At 31.1% G+C, this 12,598-nt stretch carries 12 protein-coding genes; 7 read left to right on the top strand and 5 right to left on the bottom strand.

Annotated features, from left to right (window positions below; translation table 11 throughout):
• Positions 1-13 precede the first annotated feature (13 nt).
• Positions 14-559: a DUF922 domain-containing protein gene (locus H8K90_RS10260; RefSeq protein ID WP_186845870.1), complete on the top strand. Its 546-nt coding sequence runs from the start codon at positions 14-16 to the stop codon at positions 557-559.
• Position 560: 1 nt separating this feature from the next.
• Positions 561-788: a DUF3820 family protein gene (locus H8K90_RS10255; protein WP_186845869.1), complete on the top strand. Its 228-nt coding sequence runs from the start codon at positions 561-563 to the stop codon at positions 786-788.
• A 4-nt stretch (positions 789-792) separates the two neighbouring features.
• Here the strand turns inward: H8K90_RS10255 and H8K90_RS10250 are convergent, their stop codons facing one another.
• Both H8K90_RS10250 and H8K90_RS10245 read right to left on the bottom strand, forming a co-directional pair.
• Entirely contained in the window at positions 793-1,629 is an 837-nt protein-coding gene (locus H8K90_RS10250) for an alpha/beta hydrolase (protein WP_222611342.1), read from the bottom strand.
• Positions 1,630-1,646: 17 nt separating this feature from the next.
• Positions 1,647-2,231, bottom strand: a complete 585-nt coding sequence (locus H8K90_RS10245; protein ID WP_186845867.1) for a non-canonical purine NTP diphosphatase — start codon at positions 2,229-2,231, stop codon at positions 1,647-1,649.
• Positions 2,232-2,344: 113 nt separating this feature from the next.
• On the opposite strand from H8K90_RS10245, the gene hpf reads away from it, so the two are divergent.
• Together hpf and H8K90_RS10235 are read left to right on the top strand one after the other, a co-directional pair.
• Entirely contained in the window at positions 2,345-2,644 is a 300-nt protein-coding gene (hpf, locus tag H8K90_RS10240; RefSeq protein WP_186845866.1) for a ribosome hibernation-promoting factor, HPF/YfiA family, read from the top strand.
• A gap of 119 nt (positions 2,645-2,763) precedes the next feature.
• Positions 2,764-4,830: a M3 family metallopeptidase gene (locus tag H8K90_RS10235; RefSeq protein ID WP_186845865.1), complete on the top strand. Its 2,067-nt coding sequence runs from the start codon at positions 2,764-2,766 to the stop codon at positions 4,828-4,830.
• 18 nt (positions 4,831-4,848) lie between these two features.
• On the opposite strand, the gene rlmH is transcribed toward H8K90_RS10235, so the two are convergent.
• The gene (rlmH, locus tag H8K90_RS10230; RefSeq protein ID WP_186845864.1) at positions 4,849-5,322 is read right to left on the bottom strand and encodes a 23S rRNA (pseudouridine(1915)-N(3))-methyltransferase RlmH; all 474 of its coding nucleotides are present in this window, start codon (positions 5,320-5,322) and stop codon (positions 4,849-4,851) included.
• A gap of 185 nt (positions 5,323-5,507) precedes the next feature.
• Here rlmH and nadC point away from each other — a divergent pair, with 185 nt between their 5' ends.
• From nadC to H8K90_RS10215, 3 genes are all read left to right on the top strand, one after another.
• Entirely contained in the window at positions 5,508-6,365 is an 858-nt protein-coding gene (gene nadC / locus H8K90_RS10225) for a carboxylating nicotinate-nucleotide diphosphorylase (protein ID WP_186845863.1), read from the top strand.
• Positions 6,366-6,391: 26 nt separating this feature from the next.
• Positions 6,392-7,354: a YihY/virulence factor BrkB family protein gene (locus H8K90_RS10220; protein ID WP_186845862.1), complete on the top strand. Its 963-nt coding sequence runs from the start codon at positions 6,392-6,394 to the stop codon at positions 7,352-7,354.
• An 89-nt stretch (positions 7,355-7,443) separates the two neighbouring features.
• Positions 7,444-9,897, top strand: a complete 2,454-nt coding sequence (locus tag H8K90_RS10215) for a T9SS type A sorting domain-containing protein (protein WP_186845861.1) — start codon at positions 7,444-7,446, stop codon at positions 9,895-9,897.
• Between the two features lie 171 nt (positions 9,898-10,068).
• Here the strand turns inward: H8K90_RS10215 and H8K90_RS10210 are convergent, their stop codons facing one another.
• Together H8K90_RS10210 and H8K90_RS10205 are read right to left on the bottom strand one after the other, a co-directional pair.
• Entirely contained in the window at positions 10,069-10,809 is a 741-nt protein-coding gene (locus H8K90_RS10210; protein ID WP_222611341.1) for a LytR/AlgR family response regulator transcription factor, read from the bottom strand.
• Entirely contained in the window at positions 10,809-12,590 is a 1,782-nt protein-coding gene (locus tag H8K90_RS10205; protein ID WP_186845859.1) for a tetratricopeptide repeat-containing sensor histidine kinase, read from the bottom strand. The genes H8K90_RS10210 and H8K90_RS10205 overlap by 1 nt, the downstream gene beginning before the upstream one ends.
• Positions 12,591-12,598 lie beyond the last annotated feature (8 nt).

Genomic DNA, 12,598 nt, shown 5'->3' with positions numbered 1-12,598 from the left:
TTAAACAGAAATAATGCAAATAAAACATTTCATATTTTGCCTTCTGTTTATATTCGTTGGAATTGATTCTACGGATGAAACCATAACTTGGAACGCATCTAAAAAACTCACTTGGGCAGATTTTAGAGCAAAGCCAGATGTACAATCTAATGCTGCAGCTTTAACGGCTTCTGGTATTACCTTTGGTTACTCTGTAAAAACTTCGGGAAGTAAAATCATTGACTTCTCCGCTACAGTTGAAGCTCATTTTTATCCAAATAGATCTTGGTTCTTAAAAGATAAAAGTGATGATTATATTTTAGGACATGAGCAATTACATTTCGATATTACAGAATTATATGTGCGTAAGTTTAGAGAACAATTAAATAGAGTGCATGTAAATCAAAACCTTAAGGTACAACTCAATAAACTTCATAATTCGGTTAATGAAGCCTTAAATGAAACTCAAAAGCGTTATGATAAGCAAACCAATCATTCTATTAATGTAGAAATGCAAAAGCAATGGGAAAGTTTTATAGCTGCAGAGCTTAAAGCTTTAGATAAATATAAGTCTCAGTAATTTGGAAGGCAGTAAAGAAGCGCTTGTTGAGTTGGCACACTATAAAATGCCGTTTGGTAAATATAAAGACCATTATTTAGTTGATATACCAGAATATTATTACACTTGGTTTAAGCAAAAAGGTTTTCCGAAGGGCAAACTAGGCCTAATGATGACACAGATGCACGATATTAAAATCAATGGATTAGAAGAATTGATTTATAATATAAGACGCAATTTTAAAAAATAATAATTTAGTCTTTTTTTACTTTAAATAACTCTTCAAAAGCCGAGTAAACGGCTAAATGTAATGTATCTCCATGGTCTAACTTTTCAAAAAAACCAAAGTGGACTTTAGTATTTTCTTTTCTATTAGAATTAAGATTTTTATAAAGCTGTTTTGCATCTTTTTCCATTATATCTCCTTCTTTGCCTACGCCAATATATATGTTTTTATGACTGGAATATACTTTAGGTTTTAACTTTAATAAAGACTGATTATCCCACCAAAGACTTGGGCTAATTATAATGTAATTATCAAATAAGTCTGGTTTTTTAAATAGAATTTCTGTTGCTAACAAACCACCAAGAGATTGCCCTATAATAGTTTTAATCCCATTTACTTTATATAGAGCTTTAACCATTGGCTGGAGTTCTACTTCAATAAAATTGATGAATTTTTCGGATTCACCAGTTGTCGGAAAATCCTTTTTATCCTGTTCGATTGTGGTTGGGTATGTAAAATCTCTTTTTCTATCTACGTTAGAAATACCAATAACTATCGTTTCAGGTATCATATTAATCCATGAAAATGATCCAAATTGAACTATACCAGAAATATGAACAAAATCTTCGTCAATTGAGCCATCTAATAAATAGATTACGGGATAAGTCTTAGTAGAATCAGCTGAATAACCTTGAGGTAAATAAATATTAAGCGTTCTATCTTCATCTAATACCTTAGAATAAAATGTTATTGATTCGCCAATGATTATTGGTACTTTATCAATTTTCTCTTTATTTTCTTGAGCCCTAATTTGTATGGCTAACAAACATAAAAATATTAAAAAGACTCTTTTTATAGATGCCATCATATTTAATTTTATGCTTAATGAGATTCTTGATTTTTCAAAAATTGAATTAACTGTTGTACAGCCTTACCACGATGACCGATTTTATTTTTTTCTTCTAATGAGATTTCAGCGAAGGTTTTATCATATCCTTCAGCTTTAAAAATAGGGTCGTAACCAAAACCTTTTTCACCTTGCCTTTCTCTTGTAATTTCACCTTTACAAATGCCTATAAAAGTTTCGAGTTTGCCGTTAAGGTGCAATGCTATAACTGTTTTAAATTGTGCTCGCCTAGTAGTTTTGTTGTCTAACTCAGATAATAATTTAGACATATTAGCTTCTGCATTTCGCTGAGGTCCGGCATATCGCGCAGAAAACACTCCGGGTTCACCATTTAAGGCCTCAACCTCTAGTCCTGTATCGTCAGCAAAGCAGTCATAGCCATAATTGGCTTTAATATATTCAGCTTTTTGTATAGCATTACCTTCTATAGTAGATTGGGTTTCTGGCACATCTTCTATACAAAGAATATCAGCCAAACTTAATAGTTTAATATGTTTAGGCACAAGGGCCTGCACTTCTTTAAGTTTATTATGATTATTGGTAGCAAAAACGAGTTGCATATATGTGAATTTTGATACCAAATTTAGTTAATATTTATGAGTATTAATTCTAATAAAACGCATAAAATTTCGTATCTTAGAAATAGTAATTATTAACATAAAATAGATTGATTATGACGGTAAATTTCCAGTATGTAAATACAGATGTAAGTGAGACACTTTCGGCTTTCACAGAAGATAAGTTGAGTAAATTATTTAATAGATATGAATTTTTAATCAGTGCGGCTGTAAAGTTTAAGCACGATGATAATTTTCACGACAAAGGAAAGATTTGCGATATAGAGTTAAGCCTTCCCGGACCACGTGTATTTGCCACGTCTAATGAAGGGAACTATGAAGTTGCTGTTAGAGAGACTATTAGCGATTTAGAGAGACAGCTTAAAAAACGCAAAGAAGTTTATAAAACACATTAAGCGCAACATCTTAAAATGGAGATAACCTCATAAAGCATATCTAGTTTTATGAGGTTTATTTTTGTTGGAGTATCTTGTTTTTTAGAATTGTATATTTACTACAATTAATAATAAATCTTATGATAAGAATTGTATCCATTTTAGTATTGATTTTATTTATGAATTGTTCAGAAAAAGAAACTACAAAAACTATAGAACTTGCAGCTGATAATCCGTTTAATGTGGGTTTAAATGAACCTATTGATTATGCTAATGTCACAGGAGCATCCATAGAAGATTTTGTGTCTTATGAAATAGAAAAGACTGCGCAGACTATAGAAATTATAAAAAATCAATCTACACCGACATTAGAGAATACATTTCTTTCGTTTGATGCTGTTTTAAATAGGTTGAGTCAAGCGGGTAATAATTCATTTATGCTGTATTGGACGTCGACAGATTCTATAACTCGAGTAAAAGGCATTGAATATTCTCAAAAAATTGATTCGTTACGAACAGAAATTTCATCAGATAAAGGATTGTTTAGACAGTTTAAAACTTTTGCAGCTTCAGATGATTATAAAAAGCTGAATAACAAAAGGAAACGTTTTGTAGATGATATCATTAATAATTTTGAACTATCTGGAGTTAATTTAGATGAAGACAAACTCAAGGAGTTCAAAACCCTTCAAGCTGAAATTTCGGAATTAACATCGCAATATTCCACAAATATGAATACTGCAAATGCCATTTTAAAACTTAATGAACCAGAAGCAGAAGGGCTTCCTGAAAGTTTTAAAGAGCAATATAAGACCGAAAATGGAACTTATGAAATTCCTGCTCAACCGTCAACAAGTGGCCCTGTAATGCAAAATGCAATTAAATCTGAAACCAGAAAGGCATTTCAAATATTATATTCCAACAGAGGAGCCGATAAAAATTTAGAGATTCTTAATCAATTGGTCGAAAAACGATATCAACTCGGACAATTAATGGGATATAAATCTTATGCAGAATATAATTTGGTGCCAAAAATGGCAAAAAATCCAGAGACTGTTTGGAAATTTGTTAATGATTTAGTGGCAGAATCTAAAGAGAAAGCCATTCAAGATATTGAGGCGTTAAAAACGGCTAGAGAGCGTATTGATGGCATAGGAACTAATAAAAAATTAAATTCTTGGGATTTACCATTTTACCATAACCAGATATTAAAAACACAATATAAAGTTGATAACGAAAAAATAAGAGCGTATCTGCCAACAACAACATGTCTTACTGGAATGTTTGAGTTATATCAAGAATTACTTGATGTAGAATTCAGAAAAATTGAAAATGCATCTGTTTGGCATGAGGATGTTGAGGCTTATGAAGTCTACGAAAACGGAAAACTTAAGGGGCGTTTTTATTTAGATTTATTTCCAAGACCAAATAAAGAATCTTGGTTTTACGCCGTACCGTTATCTAATGGTAAGCAAATGAATGATGGTTATGAAGTGCCTGTGGCTATGTTATTAGGTAATTTTACTATGGGTACAGATAAACTACCATCTATGATTACGCACAATGAGTTAAGTACCTTATTTCATGAGTTTGGTCATATTATGGACTCTATGTCTTATAGCGGAGAATACAGTTTGCAGGCCGACACTAAAAGTGATTTTGTAGAGGCGATGTCTCAGATTTTTGAAAATTGGATTTGGGATTATGATATCTTAAGTTCATTTGCAAAGCATTACGAAACTGGCGAGGTATTACCAAAAGAATTGTTTGATAATATGGTAAAAGCTAAAAATGTATCATCTGGTATATCTGCGCAACGCTCTTTAAGAAGCTGTATCTACGACATGAATTTATACGATAAATATAATCCCGAAAAACCGTTAGATACAGACCAACTTTGGCGAGATATAGATAAGCAATTGGGTGTTATGGATTGGTATGTAGAAGGAACACATCCGCAAGGAAGTTGGATTCATATTAACACACATCCTGTTTACTATTATGGCTATTTATGGTCAGAAGTCTATGCGCAAGATATGTTTACAGTTTTTAAAAAGAATGGTTTACGAGATCAAAAAACAGGTGTCAACTACAGAAAAATGATTTTAGCAAATGGAAGCCAAAGACCTGTTGATGATGCCGTAGAAGAATTTATAGGACGACCAATGAACAACCAAGCCTATATTAAAAGTTTAGGGTTAGAGTAATTAATTTAAAACACTGATTTATCTATGATGATAAGGTTCATTTTTAAGAATAGTAAACCCTCTGTACAATTGTTCTATAAAAAATAAGCGTACCATTTGATGTGAAAATGTCATTTTAGATAAGCCAAGTTTGCCATTTGCTCTGCTGTATATAGCATCCGAAAACCCGTAAGGCCCGCCAATTACAAAGATTAAAGTTTTAATGCCAGAGTTTAAATGTTTTTGTAAGTAGTTAGAAAATGCCACAGAATCTAGTTGCTTTCCATTTTCGTCGAGTAGAATTAATACATCAGAAGTTTGAGTTTTTGCTAAAATAAGCTCACCTTCTTTTTCTTTTTGTTGGGCTTCAGAGAGATGTTTAACTTTTTTTAAATCTGGAATTATTTCAAATTCAAACCGAATATAATGTCCAAGACGTTTTGTGTAATCTTCAATTAAACTAATTAGATTTTTGTTGTCGGTCTTGCCTATGGCTATGAGTTTAATATTCATATCTTCTGTCTGGTCGAGCGTAGTCGAGACCTCATTAAATTATCTCTCGACTACGCTCGAGAGGACAGAACTTTGCTGCCAATTTTTCAAAGTTACAACATATAGTAGGCTTTATTTATATTTTGTAATTCCAAAATCGCAAAACGTAAATCAATTTCCTATTTTTACACTAAATAAGTTTACATATGATTTCAAAAGAACAATTCGATAAAGAGATAGCAGGAATTATAGCAAATGCCATTAGAGAAGATGTAGGAGATGGCGATCATAGTTCCTTAGCTTGCATACCTGCTTCTGCACAAGGAAAAGCTAAGTTATTAGTTAAGGATAAAGGGATTATTGCAGGAATAGAATTTGCAAAACAAGTGTTTGCTTACGTTGATAAAGATATGAAAGTGGAAACTTTAATCGAAGATGGAAGCAAAGTAAAATATGGTGATATTGCTTTTTATGTAGAAGGGGCTTCACAATCGATTCTGAAGGCAGAACGCTTGGTGCTCAATGCTATGCAACGTATGAGTGCTATTGCAACTAAAACCAGACAGTTTGTTGATTTATTAGAAGGTACAGGAACAAAAATTCTCGATACACGAAAAACCACACCAGGAATTAGAGCTTTAGAAAAATGGGCCGTTAAAATTGGTGGTGGAGAAAATCATAGGTTTGCCTTGTATGATATGATAATGTTAAAGGATAATCATATTGATTTTGCAGATGGAGTATCTAAAGCAATTAATTTAACAAAGCAATATTTGAAGGATACAAATCGCGACTTAAAAATTATTGTTGAAGCCAGAAATCTCGAAGAAATTAAAGAAATCTTAGATTGTGGTGGAGTTTACAGAATACTTATAGATAATTTTAATTATGAAGATACCCGTAAGGCTGTAAAACTTATTGGTGACCAATGTTTAACTGAATCTTCTGGAGGAATAAATGAGAAAACAGTAAGAAATTATGCTGAGTGTGGTGTAGACTACATTTCTTCTGGAGCTTTAACACATTCGGTTTACAATATGGATCTGAGCTTAAAAGCGGTCTGAAAAATCTAAGAATCTAGTAATCTAGCATGTCTAAAAACATAGAAGATAGAGTTGATAAAATTCCGGTATTAAACCTTGTTATGCGTTTTTTTAAACAAATTAGGTTACCTGGATTTGAGGGTTTATCTATTTATGATTTATTAGAACTTTATGTAATAGGCATTGTAAAAGGTGCATTAACTACACGAGCAAGTGCTATTGCCTTTAGTTTCTTCACAGCCATTTTTCCTTTTTTGTTATTTGTTATTATTGTTATACCATATATTGAGAATGTAATTGAAGGGTTTCAATCTAGATTTTTAGATTTTATAAATTCCATGTTACCACCTCAAACTTCAGAATTTTTGATTGATAGTATCTTTCAGGATATGAGTAGTAATACGAGTGGTGGTTTAATTTCATCTGTATTTTTATTGTCAATGTTATTAATGGCAAATGGTGTTAATGCGGTGTTTTCAGGTTTTGAAACGTCTTATCATCGGCAATTAACACGAAATGTTTTTAAACAATATTTATATGCCTTAGGTATTGCTTTAATCTTAGCTATCCTTGTGTTGTTAACTGTTGCTGTATTTGGATATTTTCAGATATATATACTTAGCCCACTTTACGAAAGCTGGAGTGGAGAAGCCTTAGCAGAAAAAGGAATAGGTTGGATTATATTTGCTAAATATATGTTTTTTGTAATAATGGTATATCTTGCTACTGCAACTTTATATTATTTTGGAACTAAAGAAGGTCGCAACACACGTTTCTTTTCATTAGGTGCACTATTAACCACGTTACTTATTATTTTAACGTCTTATTTATTCGGAATTTATATAGATAATTTTTCTAAGTACAATGAATTGTACGGCTCTATTGGAGCACTATTAATTTTACTTTTATACCTATGGCTAAACTCTAATATATTGCTTTTAGGGTATGAGTTAAATGCTTCACTTCAGTTCTTAAAGAAGTATCCAGGTGCTAAGAAGGAGATCACATAATGTCGTTATTGGATTAATTTTTAGTTTTCAATTATTCTCATTATAAAGTTAAATATTACTTTTATAAAATATATTATCAATTTAGTTTTATGAATCGTATAGTATTACTCGTATATATAATATTTTTTTCCTCTTTTTGTTTTGGTCAAGTAAACTTTGAGCAAAATGTAATACTTGATGGGAGCCAGTCTATATTATATGCAAAAACAGCTACAGCTATTGACATGGATAATGATGGAGATTTGGATGTGGTGTCATCTTGTAATTATTATAAAAAAATTGTTTGGCAGGAAAACCTTGATGGTCAAGGGAATTTCTCACATATAAAAAATTTATCAATAGAAGTAGATGGTATTGTATCCATTTTTGGAACAGATATAGATGGTGATGGAGATAATGATATAGTTGCAGCTGATGTTAATACAGGTGAGCTAATATGGTTTGAAAATGTAGATGGAATTGGTGAATCAATTCAAAAGCATTTAATAGACGTAAATCTTAATGTACTAAACGATGTTGGTTCTGCAGATATAGATGGTGATGGAGATAGTGATATTGTCGCAATATTATATGATAAAGTCGTTTGGTATGAGAATACGGATGGATTTGGCTCATTTGGGTCTCAAAACTTTATAAATGATAATATTAGTTTAGGAACAGCATTGGATATAGATGATCTCGATGGTGATGGGTATTTAGATGTTATATCAGCATCTAGTAATGATAGTAAAGTTACATGGTATAAAAACTTAGATGGACTAGGAAGTTTTGGTGGGCAGCAATTAATTAGTCAGTATGGCTCCAATATTAGCGATGTTAGTGCTGCTGATATGGATGGTGATGGAGATATGGATGTTGTTTCATGTTCTAGGATTTCAGATATAATTATATGGCACGAAAATATTGATGGTTTAGGTAATTACGGAGCAAATCATATCATTACTTTCTCTGCTGGCGGTCCTACATCTATATCTTGTGAAGACATTAACGGTGACGGAGATATTGATATAGTATCTGCAGAGCCTGATGGTTTAGGAAAGGCAGTTTATTATGACAATAATGGAGAAGGAGATTTTGTGGAAGCTTATATTATGAGAGATAATATAACTTCACCTGAGTCTGTCTTCGTAGCAGATCTAGATAACGATGGAAAAAACGATGTATTAACTTCCAGTCAATATTATGGTAAGCTTACATGGTACAGTTTTAACGAAATAGAGGATCAATTTAATTATTCAAAATTACCAATGGCGGATACTAATGTATTGAACAATTTGCAGTCTATAGATATGGATAATGATGGGGATTTAGATGTTGCCACATCTTCTTTTTATGATGGTGAACTTTCGTGGTTTGAAAATTTAGATGGTCAAGGATTATTTGGTAACCAAATAATAATAACTAATAAAGACCGCATTATTAATTCTTCATTATATGCAGATATAGATAATGATGGAGATATGGATGTTGTTACAATATCTTCTAGCCCAAATACAATTTCTTTATACGAAAACTTGGATGGTCAAGGAAATTTTGGTTCAGAAATTGAAATTAATCAATTGCTTGGGGCAAATAATGTTACTGCCGGAGATATTGATGGAGATGGTGATTTGGACCTAGTAATTTCTTCTGAAAGTTATGACACTGTTCATTTGATAATAAACTCAGGTGATATATTGAATTTTGAAACTCCCATTCTTATCACTGACCAAATTAATTCTCCTTATGAGGTAAAATTTGTTGATGTGGACACTGACAATGATTTAGACATTATGCTAGTTTCAGCTACTTATGGAGGTTTGTTTTGGTTTGAAAACATAGATGGATTGGGTCAGTTTACCTCTTTAAATACAATTATACCTTATGAGGGTTTCTATTTATACAATAAATTTCTTAACGCAGATATTGACTCAGATGGTGACATGGATGTTATAATTTCCTATGAAGATTTTGGAGCAGTAATTTGGTACGAAAATTTAGATGGTAATGGTAATTATAGTAGTGGAAATTTTATTGTCTCATCTTCTTCTGGTGGATTTAAACCAATTTCTGTTGCAGATATTGACTTGGATAACGATTTGGATATAGTTCTAAGAGGCTATGGTAAACTATCTTGGATTGAGAATATCGATGGTATTGGCGATTTTAGCATACAACATGATATTGATTTAAATCTTAATTTTTCTGGATTGGTAGCAATTGCTGATGTTGATAATGATGGAGATGGAGATATAATTACAGGTTCGCAAACGATAAGTTCAATACGATTGTTCAAAAATTTAACAACACTCAGTTTTGACAATTTAAATACATTAGGCTACGCTAATATTTATCCTAATCCCTTTTTCAACAAAATTAATATAGACTTAAAAAATGATATTCTTATCTCTCAAATTAATGTTTATGATTTAACAGGTAAAAGAATCTATTTTAAAAATGAGAACTTAAGAGAAATAAATCTTGACAAATTGCAAAGTGGAATATATTTATTAGAGCTATTGTCAGAAAATAAAAAAGCAACATTCAAGATAGTAAAGCAATAGATGTTATTTTCTTAGATTTTATCTCTGTAAATCAAATTTCACAAAGTCTACTTAATAAAGAAATACAAGAAGCGTATTTTATAAAACTAATTGAATAAAATATAAAGGCTGATGAAGTTTAGTTATTAAGCTTCTATTATAGGTACAGTACTTACCTAAATAAGTAATTGATTACATAAACCGCTTTAAAAACTTATCCTTTCGTCTTACAGAAATAGGCACTTTAGCATCATTAGACATTACGACATAACTTTGCTTGCCCTTAAAATATTTCTTAACATGATTCATGTTAATTAAATGCGATTTGTGTGTTTTAAAAAATGAATTTTCATCCAATAAATCTTCATAAAACTTAATAGGTTTAGAAACCATGAATTTACCTTCGTTTGTGTGTATGTGGGTGTAACTCGTATCTGCTTCTAAATGAATAATATCTTCAACCTTTAAAGTTTCAAAACCTGTCAACGACGGAATAGTAATTATTTTATTCTGATTCGGGTTTAGGTTTTTTAATAAATTCTGAATCTGATTTTCAATATTATGTTGATTTATATCTGCTTTTAAACGACTTACAGCATCACTAAAATCATCACTATCTATAGGTTTTAATAGATAATCGAACGCACTATACTTAAAGGCTTTAATGGCATAGTTGTCAAAAGCTGTGGTGAATATAACTTTAAAATTCACCTCATTTATATCTTGCAAAAAATCAAACCCTGTTTTATCATGAATTTTAATATCTAAGAACACTAAATCTGGTTGTAATTTTGGTACAGTCTTTAGCGCTTCTTCTACAGTGTCAATTACAGCAAGTACATTAAAAGTATATGGATGTTGCTCAATAAGGTTTAATATACGATCAGAGCAATGTTTTTCATCATCTATAATAATTGTATTAATCATACTCATTAATAAGCTAATTGCATTGGGAGTGAAACTTCTATTCTTGTGCCTTTAGTTTTATCAATAATCTTTATATCTCCTTTAGTATTCTTTACCTTGTTAATAATTTCTATTCTACTTTTGGTAATTGCCATTCCCATTGATTTTTTATCAGAATTTTCTTTGTGAGTATTTGCTCGACCAATGCCATTGTCGTCTACACTGCAGATTAACATATTATCTTTCGCTTTAAATGAAATTGTAATATTTCCAAGTTCTTCTTTTTGAGCTAAACCGTGAATAATGCTATTTTCTATAAAGGGTTGAAGAATCATTGGTGGCACTAAAATGTCCTCGGGATCTAACGTTTCGTCTATTTCAATAGTGTAGTTAAATTTATTATTAAAACGCTTACGTTCAATATCCATATAGGTTTTTAAAAGCACGAGATCTTCACTGAGAAGAATTTCTTTTTTTTCAGAATTTTCTAAGGTTAGCCGCATAAGTTTAGCAAACTTACTCAAGTAATCACTGGCAGATTGGGTGTCGTTTTTTAAAATATAATCTCCAATAGAATTCAAAGAGTTAAAAATAAAATGCGGATTCATTTGTGAGCGTAAGGCTTTCAATTCTGTATCAGAAACCTTTGCATTAAATTCAGCTTCTTTAGATTTAGAAACAGCTTCTTGTTTACGTCTATAGAGTATAAAACCAATTAGAGTAGCCAACACAAGCCCAGAACCACCAATAATAGATGCATTTTTTATAGACTTTTGGCGTTCTATTTCAATTTCAGAAATTGCTCGATCTTTATCTGCCTGATACTGAATTTCTTTACGTGAAATCTCAAGCTTACGATCAGAATTTATAAGGCTATCTCTTAAAGTAATATGTTTTTTATACGTAATAAGTGCATTTTTATAATCCCCTTTTTGGGCATAGACATTTGCTAATGTTGCCAGAGCGCTATTTTCTGTAGTAAGACTATTTAAAGCTTCATTTAGTTTTAGGCTGTTGGTTGCGTAATATTCTGCTTTCTCTATATCGTTGTTTTTTAAATAGACTTCAGCCGCATTGGTATAAGCTGTTACACGTAAACTTTCAATATTATGTTTTTCTATTAAATCTAAACTTTCATTTATGGTTGCTAGACCTTCTTCTAATAGGCCTGCGTCTGCTTGTACCAAACCCAAATTAGTTTTTATATTGGCTATATATAATATATGTTTGTCTCTCTCTGCTCCAGCAAGTGCTCTTTTGTAATAATAAATAGAAGAGTCTAATTTTTTTTGATCTCCAAAAACATTTCCAATGTAAAATTCTGCATTGTATTTGCTGGTGTTCTCTGGATTATGCAACAGAGTTTTAAAACTTTTTAAGGCTTTATCAAATTCTTGTTGTTCTAAATTTATAAGACCAATATTTGTAAGTACGCTAACCGCATATTTTTGAAACTTAGGTTCTTTTTCAAAGATATCATAACTCTTTTGGTAAAACTCTAAACCTTCTAATGGATCAGATAGAAAGTAATGATTTATGATACCTAAATTATTATATGAAATGGCAATGCCTTTAGGGTAATTTAACTTTTTAGATATGTTTAATGTCTTTTTAACATATGATGTCCATGTTGTATCAGAAGGTGTTAAGAACATTTTCCTGGCAACATACTTAATTCTTAAGTTGACGTAGTTAGTGTCTTCTATTTTATAGTTAGTGATAACATTTTCTAATGAGTCTAACATTTTGTTTTGAGAAAAACAAAACATGGAGGTCATAAAAAAGATGATAATTAGGGATTTTTTCATTTAGATAA

Source organism: Winogradskyella echinorum, assembly GCF_014297365.1.
Classification (GTDB): Bacteria; Bacteroidota; Bacteroidia; order Flavobacteriales; family Flavobacteriaceae; genus Winogradskyella; species Winogradskyella echinorum.
Note: the sequence above shows the minus strand (reverse complement) of the source record. Positions and strands in the feature narration are given on the sequence as shown.

Excerpts from the sequence above, each read along its gene's own strand:
- H8K90_RS10245 (WP_186845867.1), bottom strand. The coding sequence starts at position 2,231 with ATGCAACTCGTTTTTGCTACCAATAATCATAATAAACTTAAAGAAGTG.
- H8K90_RS10205 (WP_186845859.1), bottom strand. The coding sequence starts at position 12,590 with ATGAAAAAATCCCTAATTATCATCTTTTTTATGACCTCCATGTTTTGT.
- rlmH (WP_186845864.1), bottom strand. The coding sequence starts at position 5,322 with ATGAATATTAAACTCATAGCCATAGGCAAGACCGACAACAAAAATCTA.
- H8K90_RS10210 (WP_222611341.1), bottom strand. The coding sequence starts at position 10,809 with ATGAGTATGATTAATACAATTATTATAGATGATGAAAAACATTGCTCT.
- H8K90_RS10235 (WP_186845865.1), top strand. The coding sequence starts at position 2,764 with ATGATAAGAATTGTATCCATTTTAGTATTGATTTTATTTATGAATTGT.
- nadC (WP_186845863.1), top strand. The coding sequence starts at position 5,508 with ATGATTTCAAAAGAACAATTCGATAAAGAGATAGCAGGAATTATAGCA.
- hpf (WP_186845866.1), top strand. The coding sequence starts at position 2,345 with ATGACGGTAAATTTCCAGTATGTAAATACAGATGTAAGTGAGACACTT.
- H8K90_RS10250 (WP_222611342.1), bottom strand. The coding sequence starts at position 1,629 with ATGGCATCTATAAAAAGAGTCTTTTTAATATTTTTATGTTTGTTAGCC.
- H8K90_RS10220 (WP_186845862.1), top strand. The coding sequence starts at position 6,392 with ATGTCTAAAAACATAGAAGATAGAGTTGATAAAATTCCGGTATTAAAC.
- H8K90_RS10215 (WP_186845861.1), top strand. The coding sequence starts at position 7,444 with ATGAATCGTATAGTATTACTCGTATATATAATATTTTTTTCCTCTTTT.
- H8K90_RS10260 (WP_186845870.1), top strand. The coding sequence starts at position 14 with ATGCAAATAAAACATTTCATATTTTGCCTTCTGTTTATATTCGTTGGA.